Genomic DNA, 23,724 nt, shown 5'->3' on the forward strand with positions numbered 1-23,724 from the left:
CACCAACCGGACCGCGCGCTCACGAAGCTCATCCGGATACTTCCTCGGTGCTGCCATAAAGGCTCATCCTTTCAAGGAATCAACACCCTCCATTAAACCCGGGGCGGTTCAATTGCGCGATGTCGATGGGGAATTCGACAACCGAAATGTCGGTGTTCCGGATCCGTCTTTCCCGCGGTCGGCCTGATCCCGCATAAACAAGCCAGGCTCGCGGAACTTCCAGCGCCGTACAGTACGCGAGCATCTGGTAATGGTCCGCGTTGGGGTATGCACCAGAGGGTGATGCCGCTTTGTACTTGGCATCGAATACCAACGCCGGTCGCCCTGCCACAGAATGCACGATGTCCACGTACATTTGGACTCGATCACGAGGACGTTGCGGCTCAAGCTCGTCCATACATACGTCATGCTGCCCTACGGTTTCGCCAGGGAATTGGTCCAGTGCTTCCCGCAACGCCGTAGTTAGGAAATCTTCAAAGACAGTGGCCATGTTGACGACAAATGAAGCGACCGAATAGCGCCCGGCTCCAGCTTCGGCCGACATATTCCGCAAAATGATCTCGGACAAACGCAGCGCGGGTACAAACCGCTCGTTGATTCTAGATTCAGTCCATGACGGTAGCGGCGCCCCGAAACGCAGCGCCGACACGCCATCAAGTTTCGAATCTAGATGCGCCAGCCGCCATCGGATGGCTTCGGAAAGCCTTGGAACCTGCATCATCAAACGGATGGCTGCCCGTAGGATCCGGTTCTCCGAGATATCCGCTGTGAAGTCATCGAATGAAACCTCTAGCGGTAACAACATTCCCGGTCGACGTGACATTTGATCCCCAACGCGAATCCGTCCGCGAACGGTCCTCAGCGCCTCTTCCACATGGACATACCCGCATAGCGCGCCTCGTTCCAATGCGCGCTCACCTTGTCGAGCCAGTGACTCCCCCAGCGCAGCGAATAAATCCGCGTCTTCGACGCCCTGAACGTCGTCCGGCCGGAAACCCGGGGTGCTCGCGTATCCGAGCAGAAACAGCAGCCGGCTCAGCCCAACCTTTTGCTTCGGCTTCACCTCCACCAAGAGGTCTCCAACTTGCACGGCGCCCACTCTGCCCGCGGGGGTAATATGCATGCGGTTGTTGTGAGCGGGCGCGACGGCGACAAGCCCCGTCTCGCGTAGTGTCGCGGCCTCTTCCGAACTAATCTCAACGAGTTCGCCCGCGTATTGCAGTTCGTCAAGGACGATCGTGCGAATCATCAGAGTTACGCGCCAGGCTGCCGGAAAGCTGGGTCCCCGGCCTCATCCTGCGGGTCCTCTCCCGGGCCGCGGTTCGGCTCTGGATTCTTATCTTCCGCCGGCGCTTCAGCGGCAAATACCAAATCCACCGGTCCGGTTTCGAGAGCGGACTTGCGGAGCATTGCCTTGAGTCCAAACTTCTCCCGAACCTTATCCCGGGTAAGTCGCCCGTAGTACTGCTCCTCCAGAAGGGGAAGAAGCTCGTACTTCCAGATCTCTTCCAGCCCCTGGTCAGTCTCGGCATGAGACTTCATCAAGTAGGACGGGCCGATCATCAGATCCCGGTTACCAGCTTCCAACGATATTTCCCTGTTCAGGGCGTCGAGAAGGTCCGCTCTCAGCCGAGGCTTGCCTTTAGCGTCGAGAAATCGTTCAAGCATCCCTGAAATCATGCCCTCCTGAGGATGGAGTTCCACAAAAGCAAAGCGACGGCGGATAGCTGCGTCCACCATTGCAATCGAGCGATCCGACGTATTCATCGTCCCGATGATGAACAGATTCGGCGGAAGTACGAAGGTCTTTTCGGGGTTGTACTGCAGGTTAATTCCCTGGTCCCGGTATTCGAGGAGGAAATAAAGTTCACCGAAGATCTTGGCCAGGTTGCCTCGGTTCATCTCATCGATGATTAGGAAATACGGCTTATCCCGATTCCCGTCCAGCGACGCCTCTGCGGCAATCCGACGCAACGGACCAGGCTCCAGACTGAATCCCACCGAATCGCCGTTGGTCTGCGCCGGCCGATACCCCTCGAAGAAGTCCTCGTAAGCGTACGACGGATGGAACTGCACAGTCTTGACGTGGTCACCGTGCTCTTCGCCAGCGAGGTAGCGCGCGATCTTTCCGGCAAGGTAGGTCTTACCCGTTCCAGGCGGTCCATAGAACACGATCTGCTGCCGCGTCTGCAGGAGCCGAACCACCTCCTGCAGGCTCCCCAGATCGACGTGAAGCTTTGCCGCCGACTCAACCGAGGCCGAGCGAAGTTCAGGTACGACGGCGGGTTGCGTCTTGGTGGTCGGCTCCTCCTCAGTGTTTGGCTCAGACGGATTCTCCTCGGAGTACCAGACGGCGATGGCAGATAGCCCGTCAGTGAGATCGACTACGGAGCCCTGCTCCTCCAACAGACGCGGCAACGGCGCGGTCAAATCGGCGTTGCTGATCGGCGCCTTGCGCCAGGCCACGCTCCGACGCAGCCTCGACGTTTCGTCATCGACATACTCAGCTCCACCAGTTAAGACTCCCAAATAGAGCTTGTCCTCGAACTGCGTGAGGATGAAGTCATCGGCCTTCATCTGGCTGAGGAAGCGGTAGTACTCGTATGCGCGAGCTCTACGTTCGGAGTAGTCGATGTGTTGGTAGCCCGCATTCACGGCAGCTTGGATCTCGTCGAAGCTGGCGCCGGGTACTGGCGATCCAAGGTGCTGGGCGCGGGTCGACACGAAGCCGTTCGACAGCCAGGTGTCGAACATCGCTACCCCTGCTTGACTCTGCCGCACCAGCCATGCCCGCTGTCCTACGTCCTCGCCGGGCGTCTGCCATTCGCTGAGGTAAGGCTCGCGGTACCATTCCACGTAGTCACCAGAGTCGCCTTGCTGCGCTTCGAGAATGGCGTGAAGATCTTTCGCGATGTCCGTCTCTGATCCGCCGCTAGGTCCGCCAATGATTGGAGCGAAAGCGTTGCGGATACGGATACGGTGATCCTTCTTCACGACGGGTTGGAGGTATCCAGGCCATGCAAGGTACTCAATGCTGTAGCGGATTGTGGGCCAATCGCTCTCCACAGCCTGGGTGATCCTGATTAAGTTCCACGGATCGGCGAGCGCGGCCTCAATCAGGCTCAAAGGCTGAGCAACGACGTGTTGAACGAAGCGCGTGAGCCACGCGACGTGGTCGGCGACCTGAATGTTGAAACCGACCCCACCATTGAACGCCCCTGCCGCTTCAAGCCCATACTCGAGTTCGGGGGTAAGCTTCGCTGGCTCGCCAGGCACCCACGAGAGGACCTTCTCGATGCGGGCGATCTTGGTTGCCGGGGTGACGTTTGCCAGTGGCACCACCTGCAGATAGAGGAGCTCAGCGGCTAGGAGCACCGTGGCACGGCTGGCACCTGCTAGCTGGCGCTCAAGCTTAGCCATGAAGCTTCCCGGACCAACGTCTGTCCGGGCGCTGCGGCTACCTAAATCCGCCGCCGCCTCGGCGGTCCAGGTGGTAGTGCTGTTGTCCAGCGCGGAAGGTTCCCCACGTAGTCCCGCGCCCAGAACCAGCCATGCAGCTGTCTCGACGTCAGGAGCTTTGCTACTACCCCGCAGTAGGTCTGTTTCTGCGTTTTGCGCCGTCGCCTTGTCTCCTCGCCAGTCGCGGAATCGCTTCGCTTCGTCGGCGCCCCAGGTGGAGCCAGGGTCCACATTGATCACTGTCCACATCAGCCCTTGCGCGTCCAACCGGTCGCGGAGCTTGATGCCGTGCTCGGGCGCTAACCGGAGGAGTTCGTCAAGTGACTCAAGGAGCAGTTCGTACCTGCGTGCCGGGTTTCCATTGGCACCCCGATCTTCCCACCCAACCAGCTTGAGAAACTTCTTGACGGCGCGGGCACGATAAGGGGGGTAGAGATGCGGATCCCTGCCAAGCAGAAGAATCGAAGCAAAGCCGACAATCCCGCCCACAGAGAACTGTTCAGGATTGTGCGGTCGGAGCAGCGCAGCAAAAGAATCAATGCGCCGGACGTCCGGCTCCCCGTCCCAAATCAGGTCCATGACTTGACGCAGGTCGCCGGGTTTCGAACGGCCGAGATCGATCAGCCGCATCATGAAGTACCGGTTCATCAGGTTCGACGAGGAAATGTCACGCCTTAGAGCTTCGAACCATTCCGGGTCCCGGCTCAGGTATCCCTCCCTGGTCTTTCGGAGGCGATCTGCCAAGACGATCTTGTAGTTGTACTCTTCAGTGTCGAGGTCGACCGTCTTGGCGAATTGGGCGGCAAACTCCATGAATTCGTTCCACTGTTCGTTGCTCATGCAGCTACCTCCATTGCGGGGCGTCGTGGCCCGTGCCCGGGCGGCGGATTCAATGCGCTTCTCGCTTGGCCCATCATTCAGCCTTGCCTTTCGGTCGCAGATAGCTACTTTCCTCGCCCGACGACGTCATTACCAGCGCGTCGCGCGCACGCGTCGCGGCCACGTAGAGCAGGGAACGCTCCCGCAGTTTCGCGTCTTCCTGCTCCACCGGCGGCAGACGATCGAAACTCCACTTCGCCGGCATCTCGTCCGCGCCCACGCCCATCACGACCACTCGTTCGAACTCCATGCCCTTCGCCGAGTGCATCGTCATGACCGTCACCTTGCCACGGCCGGCGGTGGTCCCCGCCTTCGCACTGTTGTTGCCGATCCCGGCGGCGGTCAACCCCGCCGTCGCCAAGCGCAGGCGCGGGTCCGAACGCACCAGGACCGCAATCGCTTCCGGCTTCACCCCGTCGTCGAGCCACCGACGGATGTGCCCTGCCGCGGCCCAGACCTCGCCCTGCGAATCCTCCGCGTGGACCAGCACCGGAACCGGGCCGGAACGGACCGAGCGGTACTCGCTGGTGGCCTCCCGGTCATTCTCGATATCCGTGTACTCGGCGCCCTCGAGCAGCGAGATCGCGTAGGCCAGGTTCTCCGCTGTCGTCCGGTAGTTGAGCCGCAGTCTGCGCGAACGGCCGCGGATCTGGATCCCGAAACGCGACAGCGGGACCTTCTGTCCATAGATCCGCTGGTGCGAGTCCTCGGCGATGAAGAGGTCGTCGGCCCCCTCCACCGCCAGCGCGCGAAGCAGCATCCAGTGCGCCGCGTGGAAGTCTTGGGCTTCGTCCACCAGGATGTGGTCGCACGGCAGGGGTTCGCCGCGTTCCACCCGCGCCCGCAGGACCGCCGCGGCCACCGCCGCGAGTTCCGGGAAGGTGACCGAATCCGTCATCTGATAGGTCCGACGGAACTGCGCGAACACCTTCCACAGTTCCTTCCGTGCGGCACGGTTCAGGGCCGTTCCCCTGCCCTGCCGCGACGCCCGGAGATAGCCTTGGCCGTCAGTCACTCCGTTGGCGAGCACCACCGATTGGTACTCCTGCTCCAGGAATGCGGGCTCCAGAAGGTCCGCAGGCAGGCTCGGGTCGCTCAGGTCGGCGGCGTTGCGGAAGTCCTGCACGGCGCTCCCCACCTTGTGGCTCATCAGGTTCCGGCCGGGGCCAAGCACGGCGGCAGCGGCCGCCTCCGCTTCGGCTGCAGTTGCCTCCTGCATGACGCGCCACGCCACCTGGTCCATGCCCAGGATGGCCACGCCGGCATCGTTGAGCCCCATCTGCGGCACGTCGGGATCCAACTTGGTCATCTGCTTTTCAAGGGAGGTGGCGAGCGTCCGCGTGAACGTGGTCAGCAGGATCCGCGCCCGCGGGTTCTCCCGCGCCAGGTCGCGTGCCCGGTGCACCAACACCACGGTTTTTCCGGTGCCCGCACCCCCGGACAGCCGGTAGGAACCCTTCCAGCGGCCGTGCACGTATTTTCGTTGCTCCGGGTGGAGAAACACGCGCCAGCGGTCGATCTCCATGGACTCCAGGGCCTCGCGCAACTCGTCCGGGCTGTCGCCCACGAAGAGGAATCCTCCCTTGGACTCGCGCAGCACGCGGTCCAGGTGTTCGTCCTCGGGGACGTCCGGGGCCACCGGCGCGAGTCCCAGCTCGTCGCGGATGGCGTCCAGGTCCTCGCCGTTGGCCAACCCCAGCAGCACCAGTCCCTGCGCCTCGGGGAGCGTATCGATGACCGCGTTGAGCTCTGCGGGAGTGCGGGCGGCGAGGGCCTTCGCCGCCCCCTCCTCCTTGATGCCGGCTTCGGAGACCAGCCGGTCAGCGGTCCACGCGGCGGAGAGCCGGTTGTCCCATGCTGGCACGACGGCCGTGGCGTCCTCAGCTGTTCCCGCCCCTTCCGTCGGTTCGGGTTGCGGCTCGACCGCGGGAGTTTCGTCCGGGACGCCGTGGTCCTCGAATTCGGGGGCGCCGAGCGCGAGGTTGAGCTTCAGGACGGTCGAACGCGCGACTTTGATGGCGTCGTCGTGGTGCCAGGTTCCGTAGTAGACGTAGTGCGCCTCGCCCTTAACCTCCATCTTGTAGAGCACAGCACGCCAGGAATCGTTGACGCGACCGGTGCGGACACGCTTGTCCCGCGGCTTGGCCATGGGCTCGATGTGCAGCCCTGGAGCGGTGTCGTCGACCTGCAGTTTCTGCAGGAAGTCCAGCACCTGCTTCTTGACCGATCCGTCGACCTTGTTCTTGGCCGAGGCCATGGATACGTATGGCATGTTCCTACTTCCTGTCCTGGGCGCCGGAACCGTGTGCGTCCACGAGTCCGTCGACGTCCCCCGTGACGACGGCCGTCCACCCCGCGGCCGCCAGCTCGGCACTGTGGTCTGTTTCGTAGACGACGACGATTTTGGCATCCGTCCAGATGAGCTGGGCGGGGATGCCGTCGAGTTCCTCGCCCCACTCCTGGGGCACGGGCAGCCGTGCCGCGGCCAATTGCCCGATAAACGCCCGTTCCACCTCGTCGTCGGCCACCTCCAGCACCGGCTCCCAGTCGATGGACACGCCGGAAACGTGAACCACGTCGATTGGGGCGGCTACGAGGCCGGCCATTTCCAGGATCTCGGCCCGGGAGGTCGTGGTGCCGACCAGTGCGCCCTTCGGGGACCCGCGGAACGCCAAGACGTTGCTCCAGAAGAGCCAGCGCCGCCACGAATCGGCGAAGCCGCCGGACGCCACAGCTTCGGCCCGGTCGTCCAGAACCATCACGGCGGGAATCGCGCCGTTCGGAGCCTCGAGCGGATGGCCGGCGGCGAGCAAGTGGAGGTGCTCCGTCTCACGCGACCACCAGATGTCTCCGACCAACAGCTCCGGCAGCGCCCCCGTGCCCCCGAACTGGTAACCGGGGACCGTGGCGTCCGCGACATCCGTCTTGGTCAGGTTCCCTATCGCCAGCGCGGCGGCCACATCCGCCAGCTTCCTCCAGTTCGGTAGGTCCGGCGACGTCATCCAGGTCCAGAGCATGCCCATGGATCCGTCGCGTAAGGATGCGATGATTTCCGGCGACAGCGAGTACTTCTTGGTCAGACTGGACAGCATGACCTGGGAGATCCAGGCATCGTGGGCATTGTCCTCCGCCGCCTGCGTGTCGGCGAAGACGTCGAGGTCCCGGGCGGTGATCGCCCAGGGAACCACTCCCGCGAGTTTCAACCCGAACCTCTTGACCGCGTCGTCGCCAACGCGGTTCATACCCGCCTTGGGCGAGGCATGGAAGGCCCGTCCGTCGGTAAAGATCGCCAGGTCCGGCACGTCCGGTCCCTCGTAACTCAACACGAAGTCCGGCCGCGCGCCGAACATGTCGACCTGCGGTTCCAGCGTCCACCTGTGCGCCTGGGACGGGAGCTTGATGAGCAGGCGTTCGCCCTTTGGACCGGGCTTGGGGGTGACCTCGGCGTTAACCGCGGCCAGCCGCGTCTTCAGCGCCTGCCGGAACGCGATCTCCAGGACAGATTCGCCGCTGGCAAGAACCACTGGTTCCTCGCGGACGGTCCACCGCGCGAACGCTGGTTCCTCGTCCGGTTCCAGTCCCAACAGGTCCTCCAGCAGGCGCTTGGCCTCCACGCGGGAGACGTAGTCCTCCGTGCCGTGCTCGGCGAACGGCAGCAGGCACTGGTGGCACGCCCTGCGTCCCTCGTCGCCGCACGTGCACCCGACCACTTTCGCGAGCGCGGCCGCGAGTGCGTCAAAGACGTCGCGCGGACTCTTGAAACACGCCAGGTACCCCGTGCCGCCTGGCACTGCGTCGTGGATGAGTAGGGCCTGCCGTTCGGCTCCGCTGGAGGCATCGGGAACCGTCATGACGCCGAGGTGTCCGGGTGTCCCGCCCAGGTGCTCCTGCAGCCCCAATAGCAGGGCCGCCTTCAGGGTGGGCAGGGCGAACGCGTCCACGGAGGTCGCCGCCGCGGGGAGGTGCAATTTGACGCCCTGCGTCCGCAGTTCCCGTGCCAGCAGGAGGGCGCGGGTGTGCTCGTCGGTGCTCTTGCGGTGTCGGCACCAGAAGCGGTGCTCGTCGAAGTTGTTGGAGCGGACCTTCGTGTCCTGTTTCCCGCAGTATTCGCACAATAGGAACCGTGGCGTGGTCACTTCCTGGCCGGCGATGGTCAGCGACGCTCCCCCGCGGCCCCGCTGGCCGAGGTTCAGCCAGGTCAAGTCCACGGCGGCGAGGTACTCCACGCCGAAGCCATTGTGCTCGACGAACCAGCGCGCCTCCACGCCCGCGGGATTGATGTCAGCGACCGGCACCACGTGGAAGCTGGCCCGCTTCCTGTCGTCGCGCGAGTCGTTGATGGCCGCCTCGTCGCGCTTGATCTCGGCGGTCACCTTTTTCAGGACGACGACGGCGTGGACGTTCCCGACGTCGTCGATGCCGGTGGACTGACACCGCGGGCACGTCGACGACTGGCCCATGTACTGGACCGGCTGTTCGCCGGCCCGGTGGACCGGGTTCTTCCACCCGCAGACGGGGCAGAGCTGCCAGTATTGGACCTCACGGAGATCGGGACCCAGATCCACGGCGTCGACCTGGATCTCCATGCCCTGCGCGTAGAAGGTGGAGCCGGGCGCGAGCTCATGGATGGCGATGCCGGAGCTGCGGGCGAACGATTCGGTCCGCGCCTCGAACCCCTGTGTTTCCTCGTTGCGCCAGGAAACGCCGACGTCTAGCGTCACGGGATCCCCAATCAGCGTGTAGTTGGGGAAGAGACCGTACATCTCGATCTTGGAGATCCAGTACTCGCTCCGTTCCTCCTGCGCCTCCCGGTAGAGGCGCTTGAGCTGCGATTCCCCGGAACGCAGGTCCCGCGCGGCCTCCTGGACCTTGGGGTGTTCAGCGTCGTTCGCATACTCGTGGAGCCGGCGCTGATGCTCGACTTTGAGCTCCTCCACAGCGTCCTCGATGTCCCTGATACGCCGCTGCAGACCCTCGTAGTCTTCTTGCCACTGCTGGGACACGCGGCCGATCTCGACGGGCAGCTCGTTGGCGAGCCAAGCCGCCAAACGCGCCCGCCCCTCGGTAGTGACCTGCTCCGCGGAGAACTGTTCGAGGAACGCGTGGAGAAGCTCGTCGCCCCGCGCCTGGACCAGCCCCAACATGTGCCCCAGATAAGAGTCCGCTTCCGTGGACTTCAACGCCTCGCGCGCGGACCGCGGGTGCGGCGCCTTCGGGTCGCGGGCCAGCTGGTCGCCGAGGAACGCGGCGAACTGCCGGGAGAGGATCTCCTCGGCCTGCAGGTACGTGCTGGGGGGCCGGACCTCGCCGTTGATGACGGAAAGCGGATCGTAGAGCTTCGGCAGGTGTTCGCCGCGCCCCCGGACAAAGGCCATGACCAGGGAATTGCCCGTCAGCCGCCCGGCGCGGCCGACCCGCTGCACGTAGCTCGCCACGGATCCCGGCATCGAGGCCAGCATCACGCAGGAGAGGTCGCCGATGTCGATGCCCATCTCGAGCGTCGGCGTGGCGACCAGCACATTGGGAGCATCGGGCGTCTGCTCGGTGGCCTTGAAGGCGTTCTCGTACTCCAGCCGCAAGGTTTCATCGAGCAGGGAAGTGTGCTCCCGGGCCACCACGCGCTTGCCGTCGGCCTCGGCGTACATGGTGCGGTAGAAGTTGTACGGTGCCACGCTGACGCGTTTCATCCGGCCCCTGCATTTGGCCTGCTGGCAGGGCGCGCCGTCGAGCTGGTCCGTCACGGTTTCGGTGCCGAAGCCCCGGGTCTTGCACGCCTCGCATTCGAGCGCGTGGCGCTGCTTGAGCAGCGCGTCGTCGGTCGGCGTGGTCAGCAGCAGGCGGTCCGGGTGGATCGAGTAGACCCGCGATCCTTGGTCTGTCAGGTGTTCGTTGAGGACGCCGTGCCGGGCGAGGTCCTCAAAGAGTTCCCTGGCGAGGTAGCCGGCGTCGTCGGGGCTGATCCCCAGCGCGCGGCTGGTCCAGATCGAGTACCAGCTGGACTTCGGGGTGACGGGATCCAGCCCGTTCTCGGCTTTGGTCTGCCCGACGACGGGGAACGCCGGGGCCGGCCTCCCCGACGGGAACGCCGGCATTCCCTGGTGCCGCGCGCGCCCGACCCACACGTGGTAGCGGGCGCCGTCGTGCGTGATGTACCGATCAAGCCATTCGTGGTGGATCCCGCCCTGCAGGCGCATGCGGACCAGGACGCCGCGGACCCACGCGACGAATTGCTGGTCCGTCGGCTCGCCGATGCCGGTCAGGACATGCAGCTTCGCCTCCCAGACGCGCCGCGCCGACGCGGTGATGGCCGCGGCCGTGCCGGCGTCCACCTCCGCTGTGACGGAGCCGGTGAGTTCCAGGGTGCGTCCCAGCCGGCCCTGGAGGCCCAGCTCCAGGGCGGCGTCGAAGCGCAGCCGCCGCTTGACGTTCTCGCGGGCCCTCGCACGGATGCTCGGGGCGGCCGAGTCGTCCCAGAATTCCCGGAATCCGTCCCGTTCCGTCAGCTCCGGGGGCACCAGCTTGAAACGCTGCACCGCCGCCCCCTCCCCTGCGGGTGTGAGCATGGCCTGGTCGACGAGCTGGCTGAGCGTCACGGTCTCGCCGGGCTCGGCCCCGAACGCGTTGCGCAACGCACTGCGCAAGTTGAAGGTGTGCGAGCGGGCCTGGATAAATCCGGCGCGGTGCGCGGCATCCTGCACCGAGTCGGTGAAGACGAGGGCCTTTTTCTCGCGCGGGTCCAGGCCGCGCGCACCGAACAGGTTGGACACCGCCACCGAGGTGAGCGTGGCAATGGCGCTACCGACGAACCGGATGGCGTCCGTCGCCATGCAGGACGGGCACACGTCCTTTCGCGACTGGTCGTCCGCCTCCATGCCCGTATGCGTGAGCACGGGGATGATGCGGCCCTGCTGGAAGTCCTCGTCGTCGTCGTCCGGGGCATCGGCGCTCAGGGTCTTCTGCACGGTGTGGAAGAACCGCAGCCCCTCGTCCTTGGCTTCTTGAGCGGACTTCGTGCCCCGCCACACGGCCTCGGCTTCATAGGCGGCGTGGATGAGGGCCCGGAAGGACGAGTCCCGGTTGAGAGAGGCCGCGCGGATCTCCGCCGGTTCCAGCTCCAGTTCGGTCCCGGTGGGTGCCATTTTGGCCCCCCACCCGTTCTTGCCGCAGTGGCGGCAGAAGATGGCGGGCAGGTAGACGCGGTCGGCCTCGAGTTCGTCCTCGTCCACGCCGTCGTCGCCCCAACGGTAGGTGTTGGTGGTATCGAGGGCGGCCTCGATCCGGCTGAGTTCGCGGACCCAGAGGTGGGTTTCCACCGTGAGCGCCCCGCGTCCGGCGATCGCCCGGGCGTGCGAGTAGAGCGCGATCACGTGGCTCAGGAACTCTTCGGCCTCATCCACGGCCACGGCCGGGAAGATGCCGGCGGCGAGGTCCCGCAGTCCGCGGGCGGTGCCGGTCACCCCGACGAGCCGTTCCGTCAGCGAGTGGTGCCGGAGGGCCCCGAGCAGCGCGTCGCTCGTGTCGGCGGGTGGTTCCACGAACAGCGCCTGCAGCGCGGCCGACATCAGCGATGCGTGCGAGTCGTCCGCGCGGACCGCATGGTTGGTCGGCTCGATCTGATCGGCCAGATCGTCGAGATCCCGCGGGACGACGCCGGGATCCGGGGTGCTGAGGTCGCGCCACGTCTCGAAGGACATACGTGACTCGGTGACGAGTGCGTCCTCGTCCATCATTTCGCCGAAGATCGTCTCGGCGAAGGCGAGCATGGCTCCGGCGCCGGCCGATCCGCCGAGAGTTGCGGAGGTCGCCACGGGCGTGATGCGCCCGAGGGGCCGGCGAGTATCCTCCTCGGTCAGGCCGACGCTCCTTGGGTCCTCAGGCCAGTGGGACTTGAGGGCGAGGCCCAGCCGGCGGAGGAGCATGGCGACGTCGGTTCCCTGGGCACCGTCGTAGGTATGGAACTCGTCGAGGACCAAGTATTGGAGGCTGGTGGCGGAGTCTTGCCAGAGTTTGGCGTCGTCGTGCCGGAGCAGGAGCATGTCAAGCATCTTGTAGTTGGTCAGCAGGATGTCCGGCGGGTTCTTGCGGATCTCGTGGCGGTCGGTGATGAGTCCGTCGGCGGTGACCCGCTTGCGCGGAGCATCCTGCTGGCCCGTGTAGAGGGCTGCCCGGATTCCGCCCAACGCCGTGTGCTCGGTCAGCAACGTGGCCAACCGCCCCGCTTGGTCGTTCGCCAGGGCGTTCATCGGATAGAGAATGAGGGCCTTGATCCCGGTAATGCCGGCCTTCTGGGCGCGGAGGACATGGTCGACGATCGGGAAGAGGAAGGCTTCGGTCTTACCGGATCCGGTGCCGGTCGTGACCAGCGTCGGATCCGGCCGCCGGAACCTGACTGAGTCGACCGTCTTGGTGGTCAACCGCCTGAAGGCTTGGTCCTGGTGCCCGTAGGGAGGGAAGTCGACGCCGTAGAAGTCCAGACTGTCCCGCCAGCCGTCGGCCGCTGGTTCGAAGGGAAGCCGCAACCGCAGGTAGGGGCCCTTGAACATGCCGTTGTCCGGGTGGGTAAGGAACTCTCCGATGGCTTCTTGCGCACGCTTGTCAGACAGGGCGAACGTGGTGGTCAGGTAGTCCCGCAAACCTTCGACGAGGTCGCGGGCCTGGCGGGTGGGAAGCAGTTCCGTCATGGTCAGGCTTCCTCAATGATTTCGCCGTGCTCTTCGAGCATGGTCGAGAACTTGGCATAGGCGGCGCGCATGTCCTCCTCGCGGTCGAAACCGCGGAAGGGGAACTCGAAGGTGTACCCGACACCGCTCTGCGGGTGCGTCCATTGACGATCGCCCAGCGTCATGCCTTCCTCGCCAGCTTTTCGATAAAATCTGTTCATGTCGGCCGGTACCCTGCGTCCGTTGACGTCGTACAGATCGTTCTGCTCGTAACCGCGTAGGACCGGAAACTGAGTTCGGTAGATCGTGGACAGCTCGTCGACGGTCAGCCCGAGGCTTAACGCCGCAATAGCATCGAGTTCAACCTGCAATCGGCGTCGGTCCGCTGCTACACGTACAGGGGACGAGGGAGTCCAAGAACAACCCATTGCTGAGTTCCAGAGACTCGAGTACGCCTCGGTGAGACATACCAGCTTTGAACTTCGTGTTGCGAGGTTTAGCACAAACGGTCCACCAACGGAATGAGGCAAACTCTCGACAACTGAAGGCGGTATGTTTGCGGCGCCATTTACCTTCACGAGGAAATCGACCGGAAGTGTCGACCAGAGCCCCATCAAACCTAGAAGTTGAAGCGGGTCATCGATAGTTTGGCCCCAAGCACCGCGTACACCCTCGATATGCGCCACCGTAGGCGGAACGATACTTGGGTAGAACGTTCGGACGCTCGCAGTCGCGGCCATCTTCCGCCACACTAGCCGGAACTTAGAGAGAACGTCGAAATCCTGTCCGTTCGGATCCTTCCACCTACCGAAGGCGGCTTCGTATCCGCCCCGTTCCTGCCTCAACGGCTGATATGCCGTCCGCGGAATGAAATCCTTCGGCATTGCTTCGAGATCGATCTCATCCCAATCGTTATTGCTTCGAAGGTTCTCACGAGGGACCTTGGCAAATGGATTCGCCACCGAGAAGTGTGGCCCCTGGAGGATTACGTCCTCCGACGTCTCATTGATTTGAGATCTGACCTCGATGTACCCAGCTTTCTTGTCCGCCATTTCATGCCAGCCGGAAGAATACTGGAGCCCTAATTCCCGCACACGTGGCGCAGTGCTCGTTTTCTGCAACACTCGCATGCTGGCACGGTTCACTGCGTAGACCATTCGAGCGTGTATTGGAGCCGTTCCCGGTTCATCAAGGAGTCGCGCCCAAACTCCCAAGACATCCAAATCGACGTGTACGAGACGTTCCGAGTGGCCTCGCACGTCCCACGACCCCTCGTTGGTCTTCAGAGCGGGAGCTAGTCCGCTGCCGTCGTGCTTGAAAGATGCTTGCACCGTATCAGGCGTATAGATTGACGCGGCCATTACAAACTTCGGGTGCTCCCGCCACGAACCGTAGACGTGAACGGCGTACTCAATTTGGTCTGTTAAATCTGCGAAGAGCTTGAGCTTGTTTCGAAACGCCCAATGTCTCCGCAATCGGTGGTAGGTTTCCGCACGAAGATTATTTGCCCCCTTCTCGGTGAAATGGCTCCCTGGGTGTAGAAGTGAAACCACGCCATTGGTAGAGGCCGACTTCCACGTCCGGACCATAAATACCCGGTAGAGATCCGGCTGCAGCCCAGAAAGCAAACTGAATTGGCTTCGGGCACTGATCCGTTCGCTGAGTAGTTGCATCTGCACGGCGAGTTCGATGTACGAGACCCTCGCCCTCGGATGCTCGAGGGTCGAGAGCCTTTTCTCCCGAAGCGTTTCCTGGCTTGGCACGTCCGTGAGTTGCCACCAAGGATCGAGCTCAGCGAGGATAGCTGGCTCGTCTAATCGCGGACGGACCCACGGCGGATTACCGACCTGCAGGTCGAAACCCCCGCCACCGAACACGGAAGCAAAGTCCAGCTCCCAGTGGAAGAACCCCTGCTCGTCGGCGATTCGGTCACTGACCGCTAGCCACGGGTGGCGCTCCGCCAAACGCTCATAAGATACGACGGTAGCCAGACCCAACTCGAGGTCCTCATACGCGTTGAGCTCGTGCCAATCGCTGTCCCCGACGAAGGATTTCTGACCCTCGAACTTGTTGACCCTGCCACGGAGGCCGAGGATGCCTTCGAGCGCGTCGATCCATTCATCGACGGCCGGCGGTTCTATCTCGGATTCGGTCAGGGGCCAGAACCACAGCGCATTCCATGCGTTCATCACCCGCTTAAGGCGCTGATACGCGCCATTCGGATCATGCAACGCCGCTTCGATCTCCGCGCGCGTGATCGCTGTCGTCTCCCGCGCCCGCTCATGCGGCCAGTAATCGACGAATCGACGCGCCTGGGAATCGGCGATTTGCAGGCGCCGTAGCGCGATCTTCCACAAGACTTCGACGCGCTCGGACAGCGACTTGAGACGATTGATCTGCGGCTTCTTCAACGCGATCCGCGTGCCCCTCGCCCACGTCTTGAGTTGCCTCTGCTCCTCGGCCGCGATGTCTTTGACCTCTTTGGCGTCCGCCGCCGCACCCCACCCCTCGCCGGGCAGCAGGAAGTGGTGGATCCGTCCGACGACCGCCGGGTCCTCGGCATCACGAGCCAGGGCGTCAACCAGACCGGACATCGGGTTCGCTTGAGGTTCGTCGGTGAGGTACTTCTTCGACCTTACGGCGTCCACCGAGTAAGTGGCCCGGCGCGCACCGATAAGCGAGTTGCCGCGTTTGAGTCGTAGGCCGAACCACGGCGCGCTGAGTCCCGGTTGCATGGTGTCCAGCCACAGGGACACCTCGGCCAGCTCGACGGCCGTGGCGTTGAGGTCGACGCCGTGCACCTGGTGCAAAGCGATCTGCGCCTTAACCCGCTGGAGCTGCTGCGGATAGTCGTCCGCAGGGATCTCGCGGTCCAGTTCCTTCTGTTTGCGCTTCAGGTACTCGCCAGCCAGTTGGCGCACGGCCTCGATGGCGAACGCGCCCGAGCCGAGGGCTGGCTCGCAAATGCTCAGTTCCAGGATGCTGTCCGCGGGAGTGTCCTCCTGCAGGAGCTCCTCCAGGGCCTGCGAGACGACGAACTTCGTCATCACCTCGGGGGTGTAGTAGGACGCGGACTGTTGGCGCTCCCGGCCGGCCAGCCGGAACACGAAGCTGCCCCGCGGATGGTGGACCGGCTCCGAGAGGCCGGTTTCCTCATCCCTGCGGGTGACGAAGTGCTTGGACTCGATGCCGTCGATGCGATCCACCGGAACCACCCACGAGCCCTTGGAGGAGTCACCGTTCTTCGCGACTTCCCGCAGGTCCTCCTGGGCGATGAATCCCGTGTAGGACATCAGGCCCTCATACACGGCGCCCAGCTGGTTGATGCCGAGGTTGGCATAGGAAATGAAGCCGCGCTCGCCCTTGCTGCCCGCCTTGCTCAGGAGCAGGCGCTCGAGCACGTGCTGGAGCTCCGCGTTGCTGAGGCCGACCTCGCCGATCAGGCCGGTCGCCGATGCAGCGAAAAGGTCCGCCTCCAGTGGTTCGAAGGCCAGCCCCTCATCCCGCGCGTCAGCATCATCGGCATGCTCGGCGTCGGCGTCGGCTACGTCGTCGTTGCCGCGGCTCCGCCGTTGCGCGGCATGGTCGCCGTTAACGAGCCGGAACAACAGGTCCAGTGAATCGAACAGGTGCGTTCCCTGCTGGGCCTTCAGGCTCGGAAGCTCCACCTGCACCAGCTCGCGGAGACGCTCCAGGCCGTAGCCGGCGTCGTACTCCCCCTGGTTCTTGGGAAGGACGCCGAGCTCCGGCGAGGCTTCCGCGTACAGCAGGAACAGGATCCGGTAAAGGAAGCGCAAGGACTGGCGCGCAAGCACCTGACCGTCGACGTCGTCGTTGTCCAGACCCGCGGCGGTCCGTCGCGTCAGGACGTCGTTAGCGATGATTTCGATCGACTCGCGGATGCCGTCCCGCAGGTCCTGCGAGACCCCGACCGCGTGCTGGCGGGACTCCTCCAGGCGTTCGTCCCACCAAATGGTCCCGTCCGGGCCCGGCATGATGGACTGGCGGCCGAAGATGGCCAGCAGGCGGTCGGTCTCCCCGGCCTTCTTCGCGTCATTGCGGTCGGCGATGAGCTGCACGTCCGCCGCGAGGTAGCGGCCTTCCGGCCAGCGTTCCCGCTCGGTCAGGAACAGGCTGCTACCGGCCGACACCACGATGTACTTCGGCGACGGATCGGACAGGTACAGCTCCGAGATCAGCTTGGCGAGCGGCTGCTCCACGCGTTCCTTGCCGTCCAACCGGTTCAGCCCCAGAAGCCGCGACTCCGTCAGCGCATCGTCTCCCCCGGCGGGCATGCCCTCCAGCCACAGGACGTCCTGCGTGTCGCCCACCCAGAGGCCGTCGACCTCCGCGTTGGCGGAACCGCGCTCGAACCCCAGCGGCGCCGGCACCCCCGCGATGCCGAGCACCCCCGCGATGCCGAGCGCCTCCCGGAGGCGGGCGTAGGCGGCCCGGGCCCGGCTGGCCGCTTCGGCGTCGTCCAGCTCATCAAGAGCGGCCAGTTCCGTCACCAGTTCGCCGCGTGCGGCGGAGAACCTCTTGGCGATGGTGGGGTGCCCCTCCTTCGCGTCGGCGTCCCAGCCCTTGCGTAGCTCCACGACCTGCTTCTGGAACGTGGCACCCTTGCCGTCGGTGGTGAAGTAGTGCTCGCTGATCCAGTCCTCAACGACGACGATCGATTCAAACGCGGGCATCAGTTCTCCTCTAAGCCGGCGGTGGCGGCCACGATGGGTGTTTCGCGGGGAAGAATCACGAGCAGTGGCCGCACGAGCTGCTGCTCCGGACGCATGTCCTGGGCGAGTTCTTGCTCCGCTCGCACCCGGTCCTGCCGTTCGCGCACGTCGGAGCGCTGGATCAAGACCTGCGATTCGGCGGACCACTTCGCGGCCCGCTCCAACCAAGCGTCCAGACGAGAGACGGCGTCGGCGGAGAGCAGCTGGGAAGTCATCCCGAGATGCCGTTCGGCGGCATCCACCGCGGCGGGCAATTCGGCTTGGGACGCCGCTGCGGCGACGGGTCCAGGGTTGGACGGCTTCCCCAACAGTCCGACTTCCGCCAGGAAGCCGGACAGATCCGCGATCCCGCCGGCGAATCCGTTGGAGACGCTGATAAATGTGCGGTTAAGCAGTTGGCCGCGCTTGTTGGTGATGGTTCCCAGCATCACGAAAGTCGGGTCTTCGACGTCCCCGCGCACCGCGAGCACCTCGTTGCGGGACATCGATGCCAAGGCGCGGTCGCTCGCCCAGTCCAGCACCGGGTGCAATGGTCCCAGGTAGTGGGAGGCGGGCCAGTTGGTCTCGTCCGACTTCCGGGCGGCGTCCAGTGCCGTCTGGCCGGCCGTCACGGTGGTGGCCAGCTGCAGCCGTTCCATGACGCCGCGCTCCTTTAGATAGTCCTGCGGGAGGAAGCGCAAGCGCTTCTTCAGGTCCGGAGTCGGTTCCAGGGACGCGATGCCGTATTTCTCGTCGACCTTCCACCCCACCGTCTGGTGGGGATCCCCGAAGGCCTCCTCCAGCGCCTCACGCAGGAAGGCGAGCTCCGTCGGGTACAGGTCGATCCGCTTCTCGAGCGTCACCGACTGCGCCCCGACGGCCGCCGGCGCTCCCGCACCCGTGGCCGCTCCGGCGTCGTACTGGTTGTTGTTCGCCGAGGACTCCGCGCGGAGCAACAGCTCCAGCTCATCGAGGTCCACATCGGCGGCACCAGGCACCACGGCCTCCACATCCCCGGCCGTGAGCAGGAGTTCGCGGATGGCCTTCTCCTCCGCGTCCACCGAGTTTTTGCCCATGAGTGCGGCGACGTCGTTGAAGACCTGGTGGGCCTCGTGTTCCTTCTCGATCAGGCGGGTCAGCACGCGAACGTCCCCGGAGAAGTTCTCGTCCGAGGGGTCCAGGACCAGCGTGGCGATCTGGGGCGGGTGCTTCTGTCCGTAGCGGTCGATACGGCCGTTGCGCTGCTCGATGCGGATGAGGCTCCACGGGATGTCGAAGTGGATCAGGTGGTGGCATTCGGCGTGGAGATTCACGCCCTCGGAGGCGACGTCGCCGGTGACAAGGACACGCAGCGGTGATCCGCCGCGCTTGAACTGCTCCACGATCTGCTGCTGTTCGACGTCCGAGAGGCCGCCGTGGAGCATGCCGATGTTCTCCGGCTTCAAGCCGAGGGCCTTCGGCAGTTCCGTCTCGAGGTACCGGAGGGTGGCGACGCGTTCGGCAAAGACGACGGCGCGGGTCGGCTGCCCTTTGCCGACGCCGGCCCCGTTGAGGTGCTCGACGAGGGCCGCGAACTTCGCCGACTTATGTGTCCGGGCCGTTTGGGCGAGGGCGAGGAGACACTCCAGCGCATCGGCCTCCTTGGCGGCTAGCGGATTCGTGGCGGTCGTGGCGCCTTGCTGGCCGTCGGCGCGGCCGAGCTTCCGGAGGCGCTCGGTGATGGTCGCGATGAGGGCGGCGGGGCTGGACAGGAAGGCCTTGGCGAGCGTCCAGCCGAAGAGCTGGTGGCCGGCCGGGCTGTTGCCGAGCGGATGGATCCACGTTTTGGATAGCTCGTTGGCGACGGCGTCCTCGGCCGGGCTCGCCGTGACCAGCTTGTTGCGCGGTTCCGGCCGCTCCGCCCAGTCCGCGCCGACCTCCATGGCGACCTCATCGCTGTAGCGGTGGCGGCGGATGATCAACTGCTGGACGGCGTCCTGGTCGATCGAGCCGTCGGGGCGGACCGCGGTGGGGTCCAGCAGCCGGACGAGTTCGGCGAAGGACTCCTTCTTGCCGTTGTGCGGGGTGGCGCTGGCCAAGATCAGGGCGTCCGTGCGGGGTGCCAGGATGCGCGCCAGCTCGTTGTTGAGCGTGCCGGCGTTGGTGAGGTTATGGGACTCGTCGATTACGACGGCGTCCCAGCGACGCTTCTTCAGGTGCTCACGGTAGCGCGGAGTCTTGAGCGTATCGATGGAGATGATGGCGCGCTTGAAGTAGGTGAAGGGGTTACGCGAGGCGGGGATGGTCTGCCGGACGCGTTGGATACCGACGGAGTCGAGGCGAACGAACGGAAGCGCGAAGCGGCTCCACATCTCATGCTGCATTTGTTCGAGGACGTGGCGGGGCGTGACGATCAGGATGTTGTCCCCCCGTCCGCGGGCGACGAGCTCGGAGAGGATCATGCCGATCTCCAGCGTCTTGCCCAGGCCGACGGCGTCGGCGATCAGGATGCGCGGGCGGATATTGGCCGGGTCCAGCGCCTTGGCGACGGCGATGCGCTGGTAGTTCAACTGCTTGGACAACATGCGCGTGCTCACGGACAGCGCATTGCTGGTGGCAGGCATCGGCGTCTTGCGCAGCGTGGTCTCCAGGAAGAGGCGCGCCCTACGGTAGTTGGGCGAATCATCCGCGACAACGCGGGCCAGGCGGGGGTCGACGACTTCGATGTTGTCGAGGTCGGAATAGAACGCCGCCTCGGTGTCACGGACCAGCTCGCTGAGACCTTGGACCTTCACGAGCGTGCCGGAGGAGGTAAAACTCGTCGACGTGACGAGCCAATCCTCGTCGCGGACACGGATTACCGAGCCCGGCGCGACGTTGATGTCCGTTGCTTTCACCGGCGCTTCAAGCGACACGGTAAACCCCCCTGAGTTTCATCGGCACTGAGACGTAGCCAATGGCAACCATATGCCATAGTACTCACAGTTTAGGGAGTGATTCAGGGCTGCCGGATGACGAGCTGAGCGGGGCTGAACTTGTTTGATGCTCAGCACGGACCTCTTCGCGGATGGCGGGCTAATCACTAACTGTAGAAACTCATAAAATACCCAAAGCAGATTCTTTGCTTGGAATCACCTCCGGAAGAGCCGCTAATGCGGCAAATCCATCCCTAGTAGTAAGGCATAATTGCGAAATGATTGAACCCTCTGAGTATGAGCTCAACGCGTGGCGCAACATTCAACGGTTTCAAGGCCGCCCACTCTCTAAAGCGGTAAGAAGTGCAGGCGAGCATGTTTCTACTGGAGTAGCAAGCATCGGCAAGCGCGCAACGCAGTTTCTGGAGAGCCGGCCCGCGGCCCAGTCAGCCGTTTCTCGCGGCCAGTCGGTTGTGTCCAAGGGGACTCAGGCGATTGGAGCCGGCGCCCGGAAGGCGGCGGATGCTCTCCCAAACTGGGGCGACACTGCTTTTGGGTCGATGCGTCAGACGGCAGGAAGAGTTTCACGAGCCGGACTCTCACCCAGGTGGGTTGTGACCAACCATCAAAAGCGCGGACACGATGTAGCGAAACTTCTCGACCTACGCGATCTCGATCTTGAGCAGATCGACGCGGTTCGTGGGCGAGGAACGAGCTGGTACTACCCCCTTGCTGCAGCAATGTCGGGAGCAACTGCTGGGCTCGTCATTTCGGGAGGCGAACTCGTCACAGCCGCCTCCGCAGGCGCAGCTGCAGCGCCGTCGGGAGCAGCAATTGCCGGGGCATTCGTCGGAGATGCTGCCTTTGTTCTGGGACTGGCGTCGCGCTCGGTTGGTCACGTCTCTCTGCTCTACGGGTACGATCCTGAGGACCCCGCGGAGAAGCTTTTCATCATGTCGGTCGTCAATGCAGGTACAGCAGCCTCGGCCAGCGCGAAGACCGCCGCAATGGCTGATATTTCCCGCCTTACCCAATCGCTGGTACGCGGTAAGACCTGGGAAATTCTAGACAAGTCAGTCATCTCGCAGGTCTCCAAGCAGTTCGCGAAGGCGTTTGGAACACGCTTAACTAAGCAGGGCCTCGGTAAAGTCGTGCCTGCCGTAGGCGTGCTCGTAGGGTTCACACTTAATTGGGCAACCCTGGAATCAATTGTCGATGTCGCGGACGTCGAATACCGGCGACGGTTTCTTATTGAAAAGTATCCGCATCTCGCAAACGAAGAAGTACCTGAAACATTCAGTGACGATGTATCAAACGACGCCGATGAAGCCATTAGCGTGCTTGACGAACTCGCCGAGGCGGGCGGACCCGACCTCCGCTGAATCGGGACAATGTATGCCGGAGTTCCCAAGTAGTGGAAATGTACGTATGAGGGTTACCCAGTGACCGAGGTCGCGATCAAGTTGACGGACCGATGGCTCACCCTGCGCTTCGGAACCGTTCGTAAGCAATCTCGAGCAGATCTCTGCTGGGGAGGTCCGCCCGTCGTGGAGGAACGTTCATCAACCTCGTATTGTGATGTTCTTTCAACCCAAATTGGAGCATAGGACCGTCAATCTCCTCTAGAAGGTCGGCCCGAATTTCTACTACATGGTCTGGGCGGATGCCAAGAATGTTCACATCAAAGGCCGCATGATGAATCTTGCAGAGTGCCAATCCGTTGGCGACGGTAGCGACGCCACCTTCGTGCGAGTCCGGGACAATGTGAGCAGCATCCAGTAACTGTCTGTGCCCCAGGGAACACACAGCACATTTCGTGGCGTAAGCACGCATCACATCGGCCCGAAATAGTCCCTGATGAAGCCGCCTTTTTACCTGCTGGTTCCGGTAGCGACGCTCGAAATGTAAGGGGAAGTTGATCTCTAACGGTAAGTTACCCACGCTAGCCCGCAACGGATCTAGGTCGACGACGAATTGCTTCAGGTGAGGTTCTTCATCCAGTAGGAAGACTGGGAAAACGGGCAAGTACCACCCGGTGCGAACCGCAAAAAACCAAATCAAAGGAAGTCCGAGTTTTTTAGCTTGCCTCAAGGCCCGGTTGTCAGCGTGGTCAGGGTTATCACCCTGCCATTTGTAGCGAAACAATCCGTCTGACCCAGTGTCGTCTTCGTACGGGCGCGACTGACCTGGAGCCCGGAAGGTAGTGCTGAAGGAGAGCGCCGCATCTAGCTGTCGAGGTTTCCAAATTCCTTTGTAACGGTCGCGCAATTTGAACGATTCACCATCAAGAGTGAAATCCTCGAAGTCGCTCCAGTGAAGTTCGTCCGCTCCGTCGTTGGTCCGCATCGCCAACCATGCCATAGCTTCGCGGCGGAGCCGCGCATCGAAGGACTCATCGCGCTGATTTTCATCCATCCCCATATGAACATTCACATGTTTAGAGTATGTCGGGAATCCATAGCCATTTACCTGACCGGCCGCTGCCACGGCATTCAATGGTGATTATCCTCAGAACCCGTCTCAACGCTGTGACCACCGATGAGATTGGTGCGCTGCCCATACAGACAATCGACACCTATGCGGGGCTGCACCTCCTCGTCGGTATTGGATAGATCTGACGGTGAGCAGATGGGTAACCAGGTGGAAGGCCTTCTGACCCGCTGACCTACTGGCCGCGGCGCTCGCTGGATTTGCGCAACAAGCCGCGGTCCCGCCATGCTCCGGTCGACCACAACGCCCACGCCACCAGGACCGGTTGGAAGAAGAGGCGGATCAGGCGGGCACTGTCCGTGTCTAAGCCAAAGGCGTCAACGCCGTCAACGTACTGGGCAATGTTTCCGGGGAACACAGCTACGAAGAAGGCTGCCACGATCCAGCCGACGTGGACGCGCCAGCGTGGGAGGAAAACCAGCGCTGCGCCCAGAACCACCTCGACGATGCCTGACGCTACAACGACAAAGTCGGTATCGAGCGGCATCCATGAAGGGACCTGTGCCGCGAACTCGGCGCGGGCGAAGAACAGGTGCGCCATCCCGGCGAAGAGCAAAAAGGCCCCCAGTACGATACGGGCGATGGTTCGGAATGGGGACAGGGCAGGAAGGTCACTCACGTGGGAAGCCT

9 protein-coding genes are annotated in these 23,724 nt (G+C 63.5%); 1 reads left to right on the top strand and 8 read right to left on the bottom strand.

The features are described 5' to 3' along the window. Positions 1-79 precede the first annotated feature (79 nt). From ACX80O_RS01590 to ACX80O_RS01615, 6 genes are all read right to left on the bottom strand, one after another. The gene (locus ACX80O_RS01590; RefSeq protein WP_459332277.1) at positions 80-1,249 is read right to left on the bottom strand and encodes an McrC family protein; all 1,170 of its coding nucleotides are present in this window, start codon (positions 1,247-1,249) and stop codon (positions 80-82) included. 5 nt (positions 1,250-1,254) lie between these two features. Next, on the bottom strand, positions 1,255-4,299 hold the full coding sequence (locus tag ACX80O_RS01595; protein ID WP_459332278.1) for an McrB family protein: 3,045 nt from the start codon (positions 4,297-4,299) through the stop codon (positions 1,255-1,257). Positions 4,300-4,372: 73 nt separating this feature from the next. Continuing rightward, complete coding sequence (locus ACX80O_RS01600; RefSeq protein WP_459332279.1) at positions 4,373-6,610, bottom strand: 3'-5' exonuclease; 2,238 nt, start codon at positions 6,608-6,610, stop codon at positions 4,373-4,375. A 4-nt stretch (positions 6,611-6,614) separates the two neighbouring features. After that, positions 6,615-13,019, bottom strand: a complete 6,405-nt coding sequence (locus tag ACX80O_RS01605; RefSeq protein WP_459332280.1) for a DEAD/DEAH box helicase — start codon at positions 13,017-13,019, stop codon at positions 6,615-6,617. 2 nt (positions 13,020-13,021) lie between these two features. Further along, positions 13,022-17,692, bottom strand: coding sequence for an Eco57I restriction-modification methylase domain-containing protein (locus ACX80O_RS01610; RefSeq protein WP_459332281.1), 4,671 nt, complete (start codon positions 17,690-17,692; stop codon positions 13,022-13,024). Continuing rightward, positions 17,692-20,604: a helicase-related protein gene (locus ACX80O_RS01615; protein WP_459332282.1), complete on the bottom strand. Its 2,913-nt coding sequence runs from the start codon at positions 20,602-20,604 to the stop codon at positions 17,692-17,694. The genes ACX80O_RS01610 and ACX80O_RS01615 overlap by 1 nt, the downstream gene beginning before the upstream one ends. Before the next feature lie 278 nt (positions 20,605-20,882). Here ACX80O_RS01615 and ACX80O_RS01620 point away from each other — a divergent pair, with 278 nt between their 5' ends. Further along, entirely contained in the window at positions 20,883-21,986 is a 1,104-nt protein-coding gene (locus ACX80O_RS01620) for an EcsC family protein (protein WP_459332283.1), read from the top strand. 97 nt (positions 21,987-22,083) lie between these two features. Here the strand turns inward: ACX80O_RS01620 and ACX80O_RS01625 are convergent, their stop codons facing one another. Beyond that, on the bottom strand, positions 22,084-23,091 hold the full coding sequence (locus ACX80O_RS01625; RefSeq protein ID WP_459332435.1) for an HNH endonuclease: 1,008 nt from the start codon (positions 23,089-23,091) through the stop codon (positions 22,084-22,086). Between the two features lie 178 nt (positions 23,092-23,269). Beyond that, positions 23,270-23,713, bottom strand: coding sequence for a DoxX family protein (locus ACX80O_RS01630; RefSeq protein ID WP_459332284.1), 444 nt, complete (start codon positions 23,711-23,713; stop codon positions 23,270-23,272). Positions 23,714-23,724: the final 11 nt, after the last annotated feature.

The organism is Arthrobacter glycogeni (assembly GCF_054511155.1).

Excerpts from the sequence above, each read along its gene's own strand:
- ACX80O_RS01590 (WP_459332277.1), bottom strand. The coding sequence starts at position 1,249 with ATGATTCGCACGATCGTCCTTGACGAACTGCAATACGCGGGCGAACTC.
- ACX80O_RS01595 (WP_459332278.1), bottom strand. The coding sequence starts at position 4,299 with ATGAGCAACGAACAGTGGAACGAATTCATGGAGTTTGCCGCCCAATTC.
- ACX80O_RS01600 (WP_459332279.1), bottom strand. The coding sequence starts at position 6,610 with ATGCCATACGTATCCATGGCCTCGGCCAAGAACAAGGTCGACGGATCG.
- ACX80O_RS01605 (WP_459332280.1), bottom strand. The coding sequence starts at position 13,019 with ATGACGGAACTGCTTCCCACCCGCCAGGCCCGCGACCTCGTCGAAGGT.
- ACX80O_RS01610 (WP_459332281.1), bottom strand. The coding sequence starts at position 17,692 with ATGCCCGCGTTTGAATCGATCGTCGTCGTTGAGGACTGGATCAGCGAG.
- ACX80O_RS01620 (WP_459332283.1), top strand. The coding sequence starts at position 20,883 with ATGATTGAACCCTCTGAGTATGAGCTCAACGCGTGGCGCAACATTCAA.